Origin of the sequence: Streptomyces sp. NPDC059718 (assembly GCF_042733315.1) — a bacterium.
GTDB lineage: Bacteria > Actinomycetota > Actinomycetes > Streptomycetales > Streptomycetaceae > Actinacidiphila.
The window spans coordinates 88,137-103,700 of the sequence record NZ_JBHWGA010000021.1; the positions used below are offsets into that span (position 1 = coordinate 88,137).

The 15,564-nt window shown below is 71.3% G+C and carries 19 protein-coding genes and 1 tRNA gene; 11 read left to right on the forward strand and 9 right to left on the reverse strand.

The window, feature by feature from the left end:
• Positions 1 to 115 precede the first annotated feature (115 nt).
• Positions 116 to 385 carry a hypothetical protein gene (locus ACFV3E_RS23745; RefSeq protein WP_500536446.1) on the forward strand — a complete coding sequence of 90 codons (270 nt, stop codon included), beginning with the start codon at positions 116 to 118 and terminating at the stop codon, positions 383 to 385.
• 281 nt (positions 386 to 666) lie between these two features.
• Here ACFV3E_RS23745 and ACFV3E_RS23750 read toward each other — a convergent pair whose 3' ends face one another.
• Positions 667 to 795 carry a hypothetical protein gene (locus tag ACFV3E_RS23750; RefSeq protein ID WP_500536447.1) on the reverse strand — a complete coding sequence of 43 codons (129 nt, stop codon included), beginning with the start codon at positions 793 to 795 and terminating at the stop codon, positions 667 to 669.
• 5 nt (positions 796 to 800) lie between these two features.
• Here ACFV3E_RS23750 and ACFV3E_RS23755 point away from each other — a divergent pair, with 5 nt between their 5' ends.
• Both ACFV3E_RS23755 and ACFV3E_RS23760 read left to right on the forward strand, forming a co-directional pair.
• Entirely contained in the window at positions 801 to 1,385 is a 585-nt protein-coding gene (locus tag ACFV3E_RS23755; RefSeq protein ID WP_500536448.1) for a DinB family protein, read from the forward strand.
• Between the two features lie 1,149 nt (positions 1,386 to 2,534).
• Positions 2,535 to 2,609: transfer RNA gene (locus tag ACFV3E_RS23760), tRNA-Trp, on the forward strand.
• Positions 2,610 to 2,679: 70 nt separating this feature from the next.
• Here the strand turns inward: ACFV3E_RS23760 and ACFV3E_RS23765 are convergent.
• On the reverse strand, positions 2,680 to 3,063 hold the full coding sequence (locus ACFV3E_RS23765; protein ID WP_500536449.1) for a VOC family protein: 384 nt from the start codon (positions 3,061 to 3,063) through the stop codon (positions 2,680 to 2,682).
• Between the two features lie 114 nt (positions 3,064 to 3,177).
• Here ACFV3E_RS23765 and ACFV3E_RS23770 point away from each other — a divergent pair, with 114 nt between their 5' ends.
• On the forward strand, positions 3,178 to 3,438 hold the full coding sequence (locus ACFV3E_RS23770; protein WP_500536450.1) for a hypothetical protein: 261 nt from the start codon (positions 3,178 to 3,180) through the stop codon (positions 3,436 to 3,438).
• Positions 3,414 to 3,635 carry a hypothetical protein gene (locus tag ACFV3E_RS23775; RefSeq protein ID WP_500536451.1) on the forward strand — a complete coding sequence of 74 codons (222 nt, stop codon included), beginning with the start codon at positions 3,414 to 3,416 and terminating at the stop codon, positions 3,633 to 3,635. The genes ACFV3E_RS23770 and ACFV3E_RS23775 overlap by 25 nt, the downstream gene beginning before the upstream one ends.
• A gap of 20 nt (positions 3,636 to 3,655) precedes the next feature.
• Here ACFV3E_RS23775 and ACFV3E_RS23780 read toward each other — a convergent pair whose 3' ends face one another.
• Positions 3,656 to 3,943, reverse strand: coding sequence for a DUF1905 domain-containing protein (locus ACFV3E_RS23780; RefSeq protein ID WP_500536452.1), 288 nt, complete (start codon positions 3,941 to 3,943; stop codon positions 3,656 to 3,658).
• 236 nt (positions 3,944 to 4,179) lie between these two features.
• On the opposite strand from ACFV3E_RS23780, the gene ACFV3E_RS23785 reads away from it, so the two are divergent.
• Positions 4,180 to 4,995, forward strand: a complete 816-nt coding sequence (locus tag ACFV3E_RS23785; protein WP_500536453.1) for an SAM-dependent methyltransferase — start codon at positions 4,180 to 4,182, stop codon at positions 4,993 to 4,995.
• Positions 4,996 to 5,047: 52 nt separating this feature from the next.
• Here ACFV3E_RS23785 and ACFV3E_RS23790 read toward each other — a convergent pair whose 3' ends face one another.
• Both ACFV3E_RS23790 and ACFV3E_RS23795 read right to left on the reverse strand, forming a co-directional pair.
• Positions 5,048 to 5,956, reverse strand: coding sequence for a Sco1979 family transcriptional regulator (locus tag ACFV3E_RS23790; RefSeq protein ID WP_500536454.1), 909 nt, complete (start codon positions 5,954 to 5,956; stop codon positions 5,048 to 5,050).
• An 89-nt stretch (positions 5,957 to 6,045) separates the two neighbouring features.
• Positions 6,046 to 6,282 (reverse strand): DUF397 domain-containing protein, encoded by a 237-nt coding sequence (locus ACFV3E_RS23795; RefSeq protein WP_500536455.1) that lies wholly within the window; start codon positions 6,280 to 6,282, stop codon positions 6,046 to 6,048.
• Positions 6,283 to 6,455: 173 nt separating this feature from the next.
• Here ACFV3E_RS23795 and ACFV3E_RS23800 point away from each other — a divergent pair, with 173 nt between their 5' ends.
• From ACFV3E_RS23800 to ACFV3E_RS23810, 3 genes are all read left to right on the forward strand, one after another.
• Positions 6,456 to 6,917, forward strand: coding sequence for an ATP-binding protein (locus ACFV3E_RS23800; RefSeq protein ID WP_499509520.1), 462 nt, complete (start codon positions 6,456 to 6,458; stop codon positions 6,915 to 6,917).
• A gap of 432 nt (positions 6,918 to 7,349) precedes the next feature.
• Entirely contained in the window at positions 7,350 to 8,309 is a 960-nt protein-coding gene (locus ACFV3E_RS23805; RefSeq protein ID WP_500536456.1) for an NAD(P)-dependent oxidoreductase, read from the forward strand.
• 137 nt (positions 8,310 to 8,446) lie between these two features.
• Positions 8,447 to 9,346 (forward strand): LysR family transcriptional regulator, encoded by a 900-nt coding sequence (locus ACFV3E_RS23810; RefSeq protein ID WP_500536457.1) that lies wholly within the window; start codon positions 8,447 to 8,449, stop codon positions 9,344 to 9,346.
• A 221-nt stretch (positions 9,347 to 9,567) separates the two neighbouring features.
• Here the strand turns inward: ACFV3E_RS23810 and ACFV3E_RS23815 are convergent, their stop codons facing one another.
• Positions 9,568 to 10,200 carry a CGNR zinc finger domain-containing protein gene (locus ACFV3E_RS23815; RefSeq protein ID WP_500536458.1) on the reverse strand — a complete coding sequence of 211 codons (633 nt, stop codon included), beginning with the start codon at positions 10,198 to 10,200 and terminating at the stop codon, positions 9,568 to 9,570.
• Positions 10,201 to 10,268: 68 nt separating this feature from the next.
• Between ACFV3E_RS23815 and ACFV3E_RS23820 the strand changes: the two genes are divergently transcribed.
• A complete protein-coding gene (locus tag ACFV3E_RS23820) occupies positions 10,269 to 11,201 on the forward strand; it encodes a 2-dehydropantoate 2-reductase (RefSeq protein ID WP_500536459.1) in 933 nt (310 codons plus the stop codon).
• Between the two features lie 36 nt (positions 11,202 to 11,237).
• Here the strand turns inward: ACFV3E_RS23820 and ACFV3E_RS23825 are convergent, their stop codons facing one another.
• A complete protein-coding gene (locus tag ACFV3E_RS23825) occupies positions 11,238 to 12,686 on the reverse strand; it encodes an alpha/beta hydrolase family protein (RefSeq protein WP_500536460.1) in 1,449 nt (482 codons plus the stop codon).
• A gap of 140 nt (positions 12,687 to 12,826) precedes the next feature.
• On the opposite strand from ACFV3E_RS23825, the gene ACFV3E_RS23830 reads away from it, so the two are divergent.
• Positions 12,827 to 13,087, forward strand: a complete 261-nt coding sequence (locus tag ACFV3E_RS23830; RefSeq protein ID WP_500371795.1) for an acyl carrier protein — start codon at positions 12,827 to 12,829, stop codon at positions 13,085 to 13,087.
• A 27-nt stretch (positions 13,088 to 13,114) separates the two neighbouring features.
• On the opposite strand, the gene ACFV3E_RS23835 is transcribed toward ACFV3E_RS23830, so the two are convergent.
• Positions 13,115 to 13,891 (reverse strand): class I SAM-dependent methyltransferase, encoded by a 777-nt coding sequence (locus ACFV3E_RS23835; RefSeq protein ID WP_500371796.1) that lies wholly within the window; start codon positions 13,889 to 13,891, stop codon positions 13,115 to 13,117.
• A 149-nt stretch (positions 13,892 to 14,040) separates the two neighbouring features.
• Positions 14,041 to 15,444, reverse strand: coding sequence for a Si-specific NAD(P)(+) transhydrogenase (gene sthA, locus ACFV3E_RS23840; protein ID WP_499509511.1), 1,404 nt, complete (start codon positions 15,442 to 15,444; stop codon positions 14,041 to 14,043).
• Between the last annotated feature and the right edge of the window lie 120 nt (positions 15,445 to 15,564).

A 15,564-nucleotide genomic window follows, 5' to 3' on the forward strand; every position in this document is an offset into this window, starting at 1 on the left:
GGGGACCAAGTGGCCGTCGTCCTGGACCCGAACGGGGCAGTGAAGTGGCTCTCCTTCCAGCGACGTTGGCGCCTGTCCCAGGTGCTCTGTGGGAAAAGGTGAGGATGCACGGGTGATGACCATCGCGAGCCAGACGGGTCCCGGGCCGGGCCCATTTCTGCTCGTCTGGAGCTTGCTCGCCATCGTCGGCGGCGGCCTGCTGGTGACGAGGAAGTGGTCCGCTCGGTTGCACGACGTGGTTGTGACCGGCCTGGAGGGCCGGCCGGAATCGCAGCGGCGGGCAACAGCGGCGCCCTCATGGTTTCTACGGCTCATCGGCGGCCTCTTCGCGATCGGCGGGCTCATCGGCTTGCCGCTCGCAATGTTCATGATCGTGAGCGGGTAGATCCAGAGACCAACCGAGCCGCGGGAAGCTTACGGTCCACTGTTCCGCTGACATGCAACGATGACATCAGCGGCCACGTACGGCCCCGGATCAGCTTGCGAGCCTTCCTCTTCCGTGACCAGGACAAGCTGGTGATCACGTCGCGGTTTTGGCGTGAGGAGCACCTACGCAAGCATCCCGAGCACGTGGGAAGGGTCTTCGCTGTCGAGATCCCGGCCGCGGAATTCGCCGGGATCCTTGAGGCACTTGTTGCTGAGCTCGACCGAGGCTGAGAGGTTGTCTCACGTGTCACGTTTCGCGAGCTTCTTGTAGCAGGTCAGGGCGGCGGCCATGGCCAGGCCTCGGCTCTGCCGGTCGTTGCGGACCACGTAGGGGATCTTGAGACCACGAGCAGCCCATGGCAGGCTCATGCCGCATGATCGATGAATTCGCGAAAGACAACCTGCACGGGAGACTGCGGCGGGACCGCGAGGCGCTGCTCTGGAAACTCGACGGCCTGTCCGAATACGACGCCCGCCGACCTTTGACAGCGACCGGGACCAACCTCCTCGGCCTGGTCAAACACGTGGCCACCGTCGAGGCCAGGTACTTCGGCGAGGTCTTCGACCGCCCTTCCCCGGAACCGCTGCCCCGGTGGCAGGACTCCAACGGCAGCGATCTGTGGGCGACCGAGGACGAGACCCGCGATCAGATCATCGGGTTCTACCGGCGCACGTGGGAACACTCGGACGCGACGATCAACGAGCTTCCCCTCGACGCCCCCGGCCACGTGCCGTGGTGGACGGAGCCTTGTCCCAACACGAACCTGTTCGCCATCATGGCCCATGTCCTCGCCGAGTCCATACGGCATGCCGGGCACGCCGATATCCTGCGCGAGGGCCTCGACGGCCGGACCGGGTTGCGCGCCGAATTCGAGATGCAGATCGACGAGGAAGCCCGTGCGGCCCACCGCGCGAAGATCGAGCAGGCCGCCAGGTCGGCCGCACCAATCAAGGCTTAGAGGTTGACTGACGTGACGTGATGTTCGTGCGGCATGAAGCGGGTCGTGGGTGCTGATCCATCGAAGCGTCTGGTTCCTGAATGTGGGAGGCAGAGACGACCGGTGATTCACGGGATCGGAGCCTCATCCCGTGCCGCTCGGCCCGGAGTGGTGAGAGACTGCGTGCATGAGGATCAACCGAAAGGGCCATGCCGCGTAGGCGCCCATCGCGCCTAAGAGCGCAGAACCGGGTGTTCGCCCCATGGATGGGCGGCTACTCCAAGATCGGTCGCCTCTCGGGGCCGGCCCAGGCACGGATCATTCAGCTGGAACGAACGCGACTGCGTCCAGGGCTCATCGGGCAGGCACTCTCACGCTGGTCGAGCGTCGCGCGGGCCCCTCGGGGCCGGCTTCCTGCGCTCTTCGCCGATCGCTGTGGCTACCCCGACTGCTGTCCCGAGCCCGCTGATGAGCGGGACATCCTGGAGTGCGCGATGCATGCGCTTCCCTCCAAGACGGCTCGCGAGTTGCGTCTCATCGTCGAGCACTTGGACCAGTCGATCATCCAACGGCAATACCTGGACACCTACGGCCAGCCCACCCATCGGTGGTGGAGGCATGCTTTCTGACACGCCCGGTACAGCACCGAAGCACAGCGCCCCAGCGGCCACTGAACCTCCGCACGGTTCCATCGCCGGGCCCGCAGACCGCTCTCCACCCACGCCGCCGCCGAGCTCGTCCAACAGGGTGGCGTGCGGGTCGCGCCCCTCCGCCGGCCGGTCCGCCCCGCAGCGCTCACGCAGGCGTTCCTCCAGTGCCGACCGGGCGCGGTACGCCGCGGCGACGGCCTCGCGCCCGCGCCCGGTCAGCTGTACGAGGCGGACCCGCGCGTCACCCGGGGCGGGTTCCGTTCGGTGCCGGAACAGGTGGCCGTGGGAGAGGCGCAGGTCGCCGAAGCCGTCGGCGGCGAGGCGGTCCTGCACGGCGTCGGCGGCGGCGAAGCCGACGAACAGGGCGAGCGCGCCGGTGTCCAGGGCCAGGGGGCCGAAGGAGGGTATCCGCCCGGCGCAACCACGACTGCTATGAACACCCGGGCGTCTGACCGGCCTTCGCCACCCCGGAAATTGCGTGGCCCGCCCACTGCCGCACATGTCAAGGTGGAGCCACCGAAGGGGTGTAGCTCAGCCCGGCCAGAGCAGCGGACTCCAAACCCGCACGCCGCAGGTTCGAATCCTGCCGCCCCTGCAAACGTCCTCGTCACCGAACCTCCCCCGGGCCACCTGGGCGACCGTGGGCGGACCGGACACCTGACGGCCTAACCCTCGTCCAGGCAGAGGCAGAAGGGGTGGCCGGCCGGGTCGAGGAGGACGCGGACGTTCTCCTGGGGTTGGTGGCCGGCGAGCGAGGCGCCGAGCGCGACCGCGTCGGCGACGGCGGTGTCGAGGTCGCCGACCTGGAAGTCGAAGTGCATCATGGGCCGCTGGTCGCCGTCGGCGGGCGGCCACGTGGGGGTCCGGTAGCCGGTGGCCTGCTGGAACACGAGGTAGGCCGGACCTTCGGGCGCGGCGACGACGGACGTGCCCGGTTCCTCGTGCACGACGGGCCACCCGAGCAGCTCGGCGTAGAACGCCGCGAGGGCGGCGGGATCCGGTGCCTCCATGGCGGTGCCCCACCACATGCCCAGGGTTCGTGATCGCACGGCCGCAGTCTGCCGCGGTGCCGGGGGCGTTGTCCACGTTTCGCGTGGAACGGAGCGTACGGCCTGCGCCGACCGGTGGCGGCTTGGTTGGGTGTGCGCCGTGGAAGCGCAGGTGTGGACGTCATTGCTCGGTGTCGCGCTCGGGGGCGCTTCTCCTTCCTGGCCCAGATCACCGCGGGCCGGCAGGCCGGCCGGAGCGAGGCCATGCGCCGGGAGGCGGACGTGGCGGAGGCGCGGCGGACGGAACGGCTCGAGCTGCTGCGGGAGTTCACCGACCTGGCCCAGCAGGCGATACGCCTGGCCGAGCAGCGGGAGGACGCACGGGACTGGGAGGCGGCCGCGAGGCCGGAGTGGCGGCGGCGGCCCTGGGGCTGATCGACCGGCTGTGGGTGTGCGAACGGATGATCGCGGTCGTCTTCCCGGCCGAGTTCCACCGGCGTGCCCGGGCCTACGGGACCGCGGTAGACCAGGTGCTGTGGCGCGAGTACGCGTACACCGAGGTGCCGTTGCACGACCACGTGCGCGAGCCGCAGCTGGCGTTCCTGACGGCGGCCCGCGCGCAATTGGACTGAACCGCGTGGGCGCCGTCACCTCAGAGGCGGACCGTCATCTCCACCGTCACGTCGTCCCCTGCCGCGATGCCCTGGGGCCTGCGCACGGCGACCTTCAGCGGCAGCAGGTAACCGCCGTCCTTGGGGAAGAGCGACGTCGTGAACGTGGTGTCGCCGATGCGGGCCTTGACGGGGATGACGCCCCAGCCGTAGGTGGCCATCGCGGCCACCTCGCGGATGTGCTCGGACTCCTCCTCCGGAACGGTCGCGAAGTAGTACGGCGACGGTCCGCGCCACTCGATCACACGGCCGGCGAAGACGAGCTCCATGGGGTCAGTCCCGTTCCTGCAGGGTGGCCGGACCACCTCAGCGTACAGGCGGTGCCCCGGAAGGGAGGGGGATAAGTCCGGTAGCGCGGTGACTGATGGTGTTTCAGGAGTCAAACATGTTGGCGATCAATTCACTTCCCATGGGTGAAACCGCAGGGCGACAAGGTGACTTGAGCCTAGAATGGGATTCCGCGATCACCCCGCGTTCAGGGCGTGGGCAGGACTGTGAGGGCCGGATGAGCCAGGAGCGAGAGCCGCTGCCGACCACGATCGACACCGGGATTCCCAGCGTCGCCCGGATGTACGACTTCCTGCTCGGCGGCAAGGACAACTACGCCATCGACCGTGAGGCCTCCGAGGAGCTGCTCAAGGTCGTCCCGAGCACCAAGGAACTCGCGGTCAACAACCGCAGGTTCCTGCAGCGCGTCGTGGGCGTGCTCGCCCGCGAGTACGGGATACGCCAGTTCCTGGACCACGGGTCCGGCCTGCCGACGCAGGACAACGTCCACCAGGTCGCCCAGCGCGTCGACCCGGCCGCGCGCGTCGTCTACGTCGACAACGACCCGATCGTGCTGGCGCACGGCCGTGCGCTGCTGGAGGAGAACGAGAACACGGCCGTCATCCAGGCCGACTTCCGTGACACCGACGGCATCTTCGGCCACTCCGAGGTGGAGCGGCTGATCGACTTCAGCCAGCCGGTCGCCGCCCTCTTCGTCTCGGTGCTGCACTGCATCCCCGACGAGGACGACCCGGCGGGCCTGGTCAGGCGCGTCGCGGAGCGGCTGGCGCCGGGCAGCTTCCTCGTGGTGTGCCAGCTGGTCAGCGAGGACAAGGCGGTGCGCGACTTCGTCACCGAGTTCATGGACGCCAGCACCCAGGGCAACTGGGGCCGGGTCCGCCAGGAGAGCGACGTCGAGGGCTTCCTCGACGGTCTGCGGATCCTGGAGCCGGGGCTGGTCGAGGTGTCCACCTGGCGCCCCGACACCGACCTTGCGCCCCGGCAGGCCACCCAGGAGTGGATCGAGTTCGGCGGGGTCGGCCACAAGGCCTGAGGACGTCAGGGGTCCCGGGGCCGGAAGGGCCGGCCCGGGGACCCGCGTCAGCTCACGACAGCTGCTTGAGGAAGTCGCGCAGGAAGTCCGGCGTCCGGACCGGGGGCTCGGCCTCGGCGCTGAGCCGGTCCATGACGGCCAGGTAATTGTCGACGTCGTCCTGCTTGTCCAGGTACAGCGAGCTGGTGAGCTGCTCCAGGTAGACGATGTCGGGCAGGTCCGGCTCCAGGAAACGCAGGATCGTGACCGGTCCGCCGGCGGTGGCGAGGCCGCCGACGCTGAACGGCGCCACCTGCAGCGTCACGTTCGGCATCGCGGCCGCCTCGATGAGCCGCTCCAGCTGGCGCGACATCGCCTCGGCGCCGCCCATCGGACGGCGCAGCGCCGCCTCGTCCACGACCGCCCACAGCCGGGGCGCGTTGGGCCCGTTCAGCAGGTGCTGGCGCTCCATACGCAGCGCGACCCGACGCTCGACCTCGACCCCGGACGCCCTGGGGTGCCCCAGCCGGATGACGGCGCGGGCGTACTCCTCGGTCTGCAGCAGCCCGGGGATGAACTGCACCTCGTACGTACGGATGACGGAGGCGGCCTCCTCGAGGCCCACGAGCGTCTCGAACCAGCCGGGGAGCACATCGGCGTACCGGTGCCACCAGCCGGGGGTGTTGGCCTGGTGGGCGAGCTTGAGGCAGTCCGCGCGCTCGGTCTCGTCGGTCACGCCGTAGAGGGTGAGGAGGTCGGCGACGTCACGCTCCTTGTAGCCGACGCGGCCCAGTTCAAGACGGCTGATCTTGGCGTGGGAGCCGCGGATCGCGTCACCCGCCGCTTCGCGGGTGATGCCCCGGGACTCCCTCAGCCTCCGCAGCTGGGTGCCGAGCACGATGCGCAGCACCGTCGGACCACCGCGCGGGTGCTCCAGGTACCGCCTTATCGACGGTTCGTTGCTCGGCCGCGTCGCGGTCATGCCGGCTCCCGTGGTGACTGGGCGGACCGTCAGTGTCTCACTGAGTGGCGCCCGAATACAGCCGCATCTTATGGCATGCCGACGTTTTGTCAGCCCGTCATGTCATCGAAGTCCCCGTCCTTCACGCCGCCGAGGAAGGCCTCGATCTCCGCGCGCGTGTAGATGAGCGCAGGTCCGCCCGGGTGGCGGGAGTTGCGCATCGCGAAGCCCCCATCGGGCAGCGCCGCCAGCTCGACGCAGTTGCCGCTGGGGTTGCTCCGGCCGCTCTTCCTCCAGACCGCGCCCTCGATGTCGGTGGCCGGTACGCCGTTGTCGAACTCCCGCATGGCTACGCCTCCTTGACGGGCCATCTGCACGTGCAGATGCACGTGCAGATGTACTTACCCTTGCACTTACGACTGTAATTGCAGATGTGCTTGCACCGGTAGGGATCCGGCGGGGATAGTGGTGGACGCAGACAGCACCGCGCCCCCCGCCCGACAGCTCTGCGGAGTTCCCGATGACCACGCATCCGGCGATCCCCCTCGACTACGGCCTGACCGAGGACTCAGGGTCACGCTTTGCCGCCTGCGGCCTGAGCGGTGACCTCCATGCCGCAGGTTCCGCACGGCAGTTCACGCGTGCCACCCTGAGCAACTGGGGGATGCTCGCGATCGTCGACACCGCCTCGATCGTGGTGTCGGAGATGCTGACCAACGCCGTGCGCTACGGCCTCGACGACCCGGCATACGCGCCGTTGTCTAGCCGGCCGGTCTGGCTGGGCCTGCTCCGCCGCGACGAGTCCGTGCTCTGTACGGTCGCCGACCCCGGCACGGGCGTCCCGGTGGTGAAGGAACCGGACTGGTTCGCCGAGACCGGGCGGGGGCTGCACATCATCGACTCGCTCAGCGAGTCCTGGGGGTGGACACCGCCCGACGAGGCGGGCAAGTCCGTCTGGGCGCTGATCTCCGCGCCCATGTGACTTCCGCCGTACGGCGTCCCGCAGACCGGACGCCGTGGGACGGGGGAACGGGGGCCGGAAGCGCCGCGGCGGGGCACCGGGGGGATGCCTCGCCGCGGCCTGACGGTTCGCCGCTCCGCTTCGCCGCTCCGCGCGGCCGGGAGGACGCATGCGCTCCCCGAGGGCGGTCGATGACTGGCGTCTTTGCCTTTCCCGGGAAAGGAATTCACCTTTTGTTGACGCACCGCCGTTTCCTGCCGCTCGCCGCCAATGGCCCTTTCGTCAGGTGTGCTAGCGTTCGGGAGGTTCACGTCCTGACAACGATGTCAGATTCTCCGGGCCCGCGGACCCGTCCGTCCGCGACGGAAGGGCCCCTGCTCTGAAGGACGGAGCCCCGGGGCACCCGGCGTGGCACGCCCGTTCTCCGAGCTCCACAGAAAAGCACAGCGAATCATGCAAGAAAGCCGCGCGGTCTGGCTCCCCTATCGGTCCGGTGAATTCGCCGGTCCGCTGCCCGACGGCCTCTCGTACCACTTCTGGGACGGCCTCTCGGCCTTCCCCTCCGATCCCCGGGACGTACGGTTCGTCGTCGTCCCGCCCGTCCCGGCCAAGCAGCACCGGATCCTCGACCGGCTGCTGCCCCACGCCGAGCGGCTGGAGGTCCTCCAGGTCCTCAGCTCCGGGCACGACTACCTCGCCCCCTTCCTGGGACTGCTTCCCTCCGGCACCCGCGTCGCCACGGCCAACGGCGTGCACGGCGAGGCCACGGCCGAGCTGGCGGTGACGCTGCTGCTGGCCGCGGGGCGCGGTCTCGACGACTTCTCCCGCCGGCACGCCCTGGGGCAGTGGCAGCCCCGCGTCTTCCCCACGTTGTCCGGCAAGGAGGTCCTGATCGTCGGCCAGGGCGCGGTCGGAAGGGCCGTGGCCGCCCGGCTCGCCCCGTTCGGCTGCCGGGTGGTCCGGCTCGCACGTACCGCGCGCGACACCGCGGACGGGCACGTGCACGGGTTCGCGGACCTGCCCGGGCTGCTCCCCTCCGCCGACGCCGTCGTGCTGTGCGCGCCCCTGACGGACGAGACCCGCGACCTGATGGACGGCTCGCGCCTGGCCCTGATGAAGGACGGGGCCGTCCTGGTCAACGTGGCCAGGGGGGAACTCGTCGACACGCGGGCGCTGGTGCGGGAAGCCGGCCGCGGGCGGCTGCGCGCCGCCCTGGACGTCACCGCGCCCGAGCCGCTGCCCAGCGGTCACCCGCTCTGGTACCTGCCCGGTGTCCTCATCACCCCGCACGTCGGGGCCTTCACCGACGCCTTCACGCCCACCTCCCTCGCCTTCATCGCGCAGCAGCTGGCCCGCTACGCGGGCGGCGACTCTTTGGTGAACGTGCTGCCGCTGATGGCCGCCGCGCGCTGATCGGTGGCGGCCCCCGGGAAACATCCCGGGGGCCGGTCGGCCCGGCGAATCACCCCCAGGGGTCGGCGTGTTCCCCGATCGGGAAATCGCCTGGCCTGTCGGGACGTCCTTCCGGATCCGCGTGCTGGGATGGCCGGATGGAACTGCGGGAGCTGCGTGTCTTCGTCGCCGTGGCGGAGGAGGGCGGGATGTCCGCCGCGGCGCGGCGGCTGCACGTGAGCCAGTCGGCGCTGTCGCAGACCGTCACCGCGCTGGAGCGTCAACTCGGCGTCAAACTCCTGGTGCGGTCCAGTTCCGGCGTACGGACGACGGAGGCCGGGGCGGTCCTGCTCTCCGAGGCGCGCGCCGTGCTCGCGCGCCACGACCAGGCCGTGCGGACGATGGCGGCCCTGACGGCGCAGGGCGGGGGCACCCTGCGGCTGGGCATCCCGCTGGAGCTGCCGCCCGACCTGCTGACCCCCGTGCTCACCGAGTTGTCCCGGGCCTACCCCGACACCCGGGTGCAGGCCCGTCATCTGTCCACGGCGGCCCAGCTGGAGGCGCTGCACGCGGACGAGCTCGACGTCGGCCTGACGCGTGAGCGCCCGGCCGGGCCCGAGTTCGACGCGATGCTGGTGGTCCGGGAGAACCTCGGGGTGCTGCTCGCGGCCGACCAGGCGGCCGAACTCGCCGGACCGCACGGAGTCCCCCTGGAGTGCCTGGCGGGGCTGGAGTGGGTGGGCTTCCCCCGCGCCGGGAGCCCCGCGTGGTGGGACGAGCTGACCTCGGTGCTGCGCAGCCACGGGCTGGACGTGGGTCCCGAGGCGGGCGCGGGGGAGCCGCTGATCGCGGAGGTGAAGCTGGCGGCCGTGATCACCGGGCGGGCGTTCGCGCTGGCCCCGCCGAACTGGGCGCAGCCGATGCCCGAAACGGTGGTGTGGTCGCCCCTGGTGGGAGATCCCCTGGTCCGCAGGACCTGGGCGGTGTGGCCGTCCAGTTCGCACCGGCGTGACCTCGGCCATTTCATCGCCGCCTTCGCCCAGCCGGTGTCGCCGTAGGCCCTGTCGTCAAAGTAGCTCCCCCAGCTACCGCCGGGAGGTGCCCCCACCGCCCGGAGGGCGGGCCCCGCGGTTCCCCCAGCTCCGCTGGGAGGTGCCCCCAGGTGCGGTGCATCGCAAGGCGGAGAGTCGTCCTCGTAGTGGGCTACTCGGACGATTCGACAACTCCCCCGGCCGAAGGCTGGGGGAGGGACTTTGACGACAGGGCCCAGGCGGTGGGGCTACGGAGTGGGCGCGGAGGCACGGTGCCGGTGCCGCGCGGCCTTCGCGTTGTTGCCGCAGCGCTCCATGGAGCACCACTTGCGCGGCTTCCCGTTGCCGGGGTCGAGGTAGAGCATGCCGCAGATCTCCGCGGCGCAGGTGCGCAGCCGGTCCCGCAGGCGCGGCTCGGTGACCAGCGCGATCAGGTCCCGGGCGACGGCGGAGAGCAACTGGGCGGCCGACAGCGGTTCCGTCCCGGCACTCGGACGCCCGTGGGCGTCGACGCGGAGGAGGGGCGCGGGCGGCTCGACGCGGGCCAGGTCGTTGAGCAGGCCCACGCACTCCGCTCGCGGCGTGCGGCCGTCGACGACCGCGGTGGCGACGTCGGTGGCGGCGGCGCGCAGCTCGTGGAGTGCGTCGAGCAGGGCCGTGGCGTCCTCCCCGTCCCGCAGGGTCAGTCCTACGCCGCCGCACCAGTCGCGGAGGCGGTCGTGATCGCCGAGCCGCTCCACGGGGGTGCCGGGACGGCGGCCGACGGTGGCGACGAGGTCGAGCGAGAGGGAGCCCGCGTCGAAGCGCAGCGCACGGACCTTGGCCGTGACGCGGGTGCGGGGAGTGGCCGGGGTCCCCGTGGCCGGTGCGCGCTCGCTCATGGGTTCATAGTAACCTTGAAGACGGTTACCAAGCCATCGGTCAGGCCGGGCCGGGAAGGGAGCACGCCATGCGCATCGCGGTCGTGGGAGCGGGCGGAGTGGGGGGCTACTTCGGCACCCGCCTCGCGGAGGCGGGCAACGAGGTCACCTTCGTCGCCCGCGGTCGGCATCTGGAGGCGATCCGGGCCAACGGCGGGCTGGCCGTCCGCAGCCCGCTGGGGGAGTTCCGGGCACCGGCCGACCAGTTCGTGCCGGACATCGGCGACGTCGGTCCCGCCGACGTCGTGCTGGTCGCGGTCAAGCTGTGGGACACCGAGGACGTCGCCACCCGGCTGCGCGGACTCGCCGAGGCGGGCGCGCGGGTGATCTCCCTCCAGAACGGCGTCCGGAAGGACACGGTCCTGCGCCGGCACCTGCCGCCCGAGGCCGTGTGGGGCGGGGTCTGCTACATCTCCGCCGTCATCGAGGAACCCGGCGTCGTCTCCCACCGCGGGACGATGCAGAAGCTGGTCTTCGGCCCGTACGACGGGGAGGGGGCCGCCCGGGCGGAGGAGTTCCGAGAGGTGTGCGAGAAGGCCGGAGTCGACGCGGAGGTCAGCGCCGACATCGCGCGGGTCGTGTGGCAGAAGTTCGTGTTCCTCACGGGCCTGTCGGGCACCACTTCGGCCGTGCGCCAGCCGATCGGCGTCGTCCGCGCCGATCCCGCGACGCGGTCGCTGCTGCGGGACGTCATGGCGGAGGTCGTCGCCGTCGGCCGGGCCTCGGGCGTGCACCTCGACGAGTCCTACGTCGACGAGCAACTGGCCTTCTGCGACACGCTGCCCGCCACGATGACCTCCTCCATGCACAACGACCTGGAGCAGGGCAACCGCCTGGAACTGCCCTGGCTCAGCGCAGGCGTCGCCGACCTCGGCCGCGAACTGGGCGTCCCCACGCCACGCAACCGCACCGTGGCCGACATCCTCGCGCCCTATGTGCCGGGCCGGCCGCGCGTGCCGTGACCGCCGTACGGGGCGGCCGGTCGCCACGCCCCCCGGTCAGCGCACCGAGAGCGTGTCCTGCAGCCAGTCGAAGACGACCTCGCAGTGCTGCTGGGGGGCCATCGGGGAGCAGTGCAGCTGCGCCCCGGTGGCCGCCGTCAGTTTCACGTAGTCCTTGGGGGCGGTGAGCCCGTCGTACAGCCGGCGCGGCTGCCCCGGGTAGAACTGCTCGAACTCGTAGTCCAGCACCAGAGTGGGCGCCTTGATCCGGTCCAGCACATCGCTGACGTCCAGTGAGGCGATGAGCCGGGCGGGGGTGAAGAAGTCGGTGAACATCCTGCCCTCCCGCGCCTCGGTCATCGCCGGGGCCGAGAAGGGTTCGAAGCGCTTCTTGAGCGTCGCCGCCTCGGACGGGCTCAGCGCCGGGACGACCTCCTTGTTCCAGAGGGCGTTGGTCCGTTCCTTGTCGGCGGTGAGGATCTCCCTCACCTCCCGGGGGAAGGCCAGCCAGGGGGACACGCAGCCGGGCATCGCCACCAGGGCGGCGATCCGGTGCTCGAAGGCCGCCGCCCGGGGCGCCAGGTTGCCGCCCATGCTCAGCCCGGTGAGGGCGATCCGGCCGGGGTCCACGTCGGAGCGGGCGGTCAGCCAGTCCACCAGCGGGGTGACGACCTTCTCCCAGCGCGGGGTGAAGACGACCTCCTCCACGAAGAGCACATGGCCCTGCCCCGGGCCGTCGTAGACGAGCGCGTTCCAGCCGCGGTCCAGGGCCGCTGACACGCCGTAGGTCCACATGTCGACGTTCTGGCCGTCGCTGCCGTTGGTCAGGATCACGGTGGGCCGCCGCCGTTCCGCCCCTTCCGGCCGGAAGAACCACACCGGCATCCGCGTCCTCCCGTAGGCCACGCCCGCCGTCACCGGGGCCGGATCGCAGCGCTCGCAGAAGGCGTCCCAGGCGCGGCGCCCGGCACGGTAGAGCCGCTCCTCGTCGCCCGGGTCCTCGGAGCCGAGGACGAAGAACAGCGCCTGGCCGTAGTACTGGGCCGCCCGCAGCGTCCGGAACCGTGTCGTCTGACGCCCGGGCATGCTGCCCCTCGGTGTCGTCAGCAGCCGGTCGCCCAGTTCCCTGAAGGTGCGGGTGTACGCCTGCGCCGACACCCCCGCCGTGGTGACGGCGTTCACGGCGGTGAGCACCTCGCCGACCTCTGCGGAGCCGTAGCCGCAGGCACCGAGGGCCAGCAGCGCGCTGAAGTCGTAGGCGGGGTCGTCGAAGAGGGCCATCACCCCGGGGGCGGCACCGCCCGCGGGACCCGCAGCGGTGGCCGACGTCCGCCCGGACCCGGACCCGGGCCCCGTTCCCGGACCGCCGGGCGAAGGCGGGCCCGTGGGGGAGGCGCCCGAGGGCGTACACCCGGCGGCCGCCAGGGCCCCGGCCCCTACCGCGAGCCCGGCCAGTGCGGTGCGACGGGTGGGCGCGGGGGCGGGGTCGTACGGAAGGCGCGTCATGCCAGCCGAACGTACGAGCCCCGCCCCGGCACGCCGCACCACGACACCGGCCGTTCCCCCGAACGGCCCGGCGCACCGGTGCGGTCCTCCGCCGCCAGCGGGGTAGACGTATCGGGCAGTCACCGGAGGGGAGAGGGAACATGACCGAGGACGTCGCCGGGATCGTGCGCAAGGTGGTCGCCGGATGCGCGGACGTGGCGCCGGAGGAGATCGGGCCGGACACGACTTTCGCCCAGTTGCGCCTGGGCGACCGGGCCAAGCAGCGTGCCGCCGACGCCGTCGAGCGCGAGGTCGGTGTGATGCTGCTGGCCGACGAGGTCGAGCGGATGGGCACCGTGCGCGACCTCGTCGAGCACGTGGCCGGCAAGCGCGCCGAACAGGAGGCCGCGGAGGCCCCCTGACGACGGCCGAGGGCGTCCCGGCCCGGCTCAGCCCGCGTAAACGCGGATCTTCGACTGCCCGTGGCCGCGCAGCTCCCAGTCGTCCATGAAGCGGGCGCGCAGCTCGTGCCGGGCGGCCAGACCGACCAGCGTCTCGGTGCGGTAGTAGAAGTCCTCGCGCAGCACGTGGTGTTCCTTCCCCTCGGTGCGGTCGAACGTGAAGTCGAACCACCCGCCCGGGGCCAGGATCCGCGCCACGTGGGCCAGGCACTCGTCGATGACCTCCAGGGGCGAGTGGGAGAAGACGCTGTGCGCGTGGACCACGTCGAAGTGGCGGTCCGGCAGGAAGTCGAAGGTCAGGTCGTGGGTGAGCGTGAGGTACGGCAGCTTGCGCTGCAGGCCCTGCGCGGTCACGGTGCGCTTGGCGGCGATCAGGATGTCGGGGGAGATGTCGATGCCGTAGTAGTGGCCGGCGTCGAGGTGCTCGATGAGACGCCAGCCCGCCCGCAGGTTGCCGCACCCGATGTCCAGCAGCCGGTGCCGGGGCGACAGGCCGTGCTCGCGCAGGTAGTCGAACTGCATCGCGCCCAGCGCCAGCCAGCGGTCGTGGCTGCCGCTGCCGACGGCGGCCTCGGGGTCCCGCGCGGTGTCGCTGGCCATGACGGCCCGGTAGTACGCCACGTGGTCGCGGTGCCGATGCGCGAGCCAGCGGTCCCGAGCGGCCCGGCGCGCGTACCCGGCGACCCGCGTGGGGTGCCGGAGGGCGTAGCCGACCTTGTGGGTGAGGCTCGTCCGGTCGGCCCGGAGGTTCTTCCTGGTGGCCATGGCGGGTACTCCCTCGGGGATCACGGGGGACGCGTTCTTCGCCCCTCTCGGGAGGCTGCCACGCAGCGCCCTCGCCGCTCCCCCTCCGAACGGGTGGTACCGGTGCGGGGCGCCCCGGCCCGGGGCACCCCGCACACGACGGCCCGGCGTCAGCCGGTGAGGCGGTTGATCTGGCGGAGCTTGTTGGTGGCGTCGAGGGCGGCCACCTTGTACGACTCGGCGAGGGTCGGGTAGTTGAACACGGCGTCGACCAGGTAGTCGACCGTGCCGCCGCAGCCCATCACCGCCTGGCCGATGTGCAGCAGCTCCGTGGCACCGGTGCCGAAGCAGTGGACGCCGAGCAGCGTGCGGTCCTCCGTCGACACCAGCAGCTTCAGCATGCCGTGCGAGTCGCCGATGATCTGGCCGCGGGCCAGCTCGCGGTAGCGCGAGATGCCCACCTCGAAGGGCACGTTGTCGTCAGTGAGCTGGTCCTCCGTGCGGCCGACGAAGCTGATCTCCGGGATCGTGTAGATGCCGATCGGCTGCAGGCCGTGCATCGCGTTCACCGGTTCGCCGCAGGCGTGGTACGCGGCGAGCCTGCCCTGCTCCATGGAGGTGGCCGCGAGCGCCGGGAAGCCGATGACGTCGCCGACGGCGTAGATGTGCGGCACGGAGGTGCGGTAGTGCTCGTCCACGGATATCCGGCCCCGCTTGTCCGCGGTGAGGCCCGCCTTGCCGAGGTCGAGGGCGTCGGTGAGGCCCTGCCGCCCGGCCGAGTACATGACGGCGTCCGCGGGGATCTTCTTCCCGCTCTGCAGGACGGTCAGCGCGCCCGTCGCATGCCGCTCCACGGCCGCCACCGTCTCGCCGAAGCGGAAGGTGACGGCGAGGTCCCGCAGGTGGTACTTGAGCGCCTCGACCACCTCGACGTCGCAGAAGTCCAGCATCCCGTCACGCTGTTCGACCACCGTCACCTTGCTGCCCAGCGCGGCGAACATCGAGGCGTACTCGATGCCGATGACGCCGGCGCCGACGATGACCATGGAGCGCGGGACCCGGTCCAGGTTGAGCACGCTGTCGGAGTCCATCACCGTGCGGTCGTCGAACTCCACGGTCGACGGTCGCGCCGGGCGGGTCCCGGTGGCGATGACGATGTTCCCGGCGGTGACCAGCACCTCGCGGCCGGAGGGGTCCTCCACGGCGACCGTGTGGTCGTCCATGAAGCGGCCGGTCCCGGTGAGCATGGTGACGCGGTTGCGGGAGAGCTGACTGCGGATCACGTCCACCTCGCGGCTCACCACGTGCTGGGTGCGCGCGGTGAGGTCCGCGATGGTGATGTCCTCCTTGAGGCGGTAGCTCTGGCCGTACAGGTCCCGCTGGGTGAGCCCGGTCAGGTAGAGCACGGCCTCGCGAAGCGTCTTCGACGGGATGGTGCCGGAGTGGATGGAGACCCCGCCGACCATGTCGGGGCGGTCGACGACGGCGACCCGGCGGCCCAGCTTGGCCGCGGCGATGGCGGCCTTCTGGCCACCCGGGCCGGATCCGATGACGAGCAGGTCGAATTCGGTCACCGGACGAGTCTGTCAGGCCACGGCGTCCCCGGGAAAGGGTTGCCGGAGATGCGGCCGGTGACGTCCCCGAGCCCCCGGGCACGGGTGCGGGACCCGTGCCCGGGGGCCCGCCGGGGGACG

Coding starts and splice junctions, on each gene's coding strand:
- ACFV3E_RS23745 (WP_500536446.1), top strand. CDS start 116: ATGACCATCGCGAGCCAGACGGGTCCCGGGCCGGGCCCATTTCTGCTC.
- ACFV3E_RS23795 (WP_500536455.1), bottom strand. CDS start 6,282: ATGCGGGAGTTCGACAACGGCGTACCGGCCACCGACATCGAGGGCGCG.
- ACFV3E_RS23810 (WP_500536457.1), top strand. CDS start 8,447: ATGGAACTGCGGGAGCTGCGTGTCTTCGTCGCCGTGGCGGAGGAGGGC.
- ACFV3E_RS23825 (WP_500536460.1), bottom strand. CDS start 12,686: ATGACGCGCCTTCCGTACGACCCCGCCCCCGCGCCCACCCGTCGCACC.
- ACFV3E_RS23755 (WP_500536448.1), top strand. CDS start 801: ATGATCGATGAATTCGCGAAAGACAACCTGCACGGGAGACTGCGGCGG.
- ACFV3E_RS23835 (WP_500371796.1), bottom strand. CDS start 13,891: ATGGCCACCAGGAAGAACCTCCGGGCCGACCGGACGAGCCTCACCCAC.
- ACFV3E_RS23785 (WP_500536453.1), top strand. CDS start 4,180: ATGAGCCAGGAGCGAGAGCCGCTGCCGACCACGATCGACACCGGGATT.
- ACFV3E_RS23800 (WP_499509520.1), top strand. CDS start 6,456: ATGACCACGCATCCGGCGATCCCCCTCGACTACGGCCTGACCGAGGAC.
- ACFV3E_RS23750 (WP_500536447.1), bottom strand. CDS start 795: ATGAGCCTGCCATGGGCTGCTCGTGGTCTCAAGATCCCCTACGTGGTC.
- ACFV3E_RS23830 (WP_500371795.1), top strand. CDS start 12,827: ATGACCGAGGACGTCGCCGGGATCGTGCGCAAGGTGGTCGCCGGATGC.
- ACFV3E_RS23780 (WP_500536452.1), bottom strand. CDS start 3,943: ATGGAGCTCGTCTTCGCCGGCCGTGTGATCGAGTGGCGCGGACCGTCG.
- ACFV3E_RS23790 (WP_500536454.1), bottom strand. CDS start 5,956: ATGACCGCGACGCGGCCGAGCAACGAACCGTCGATAAGGCGGTACCTG.
- ACFV3E_RS23805 (WP_500536456.1), top strand. CDS start 7,350: ATGCAAGAAAGCCGCGCGGTCTGGCTCCCCTATCGGTCCGGTGAATTC.
- ACFV3E_RS23815 (WP_500536458.1), bottom strand. CDS start 10,200: ATGAGCGAGCGCGCACCGGCCACGGGGACCCCGGCCACTCCCCGCACC.
- ACFV3E_RS23820 (WP_500536459.1), top strand. CDS start 10,269: ATGCGCATCGCGGTCGTGGGAGCGGGCGGAGTGGGGGGCTACTTCGGC.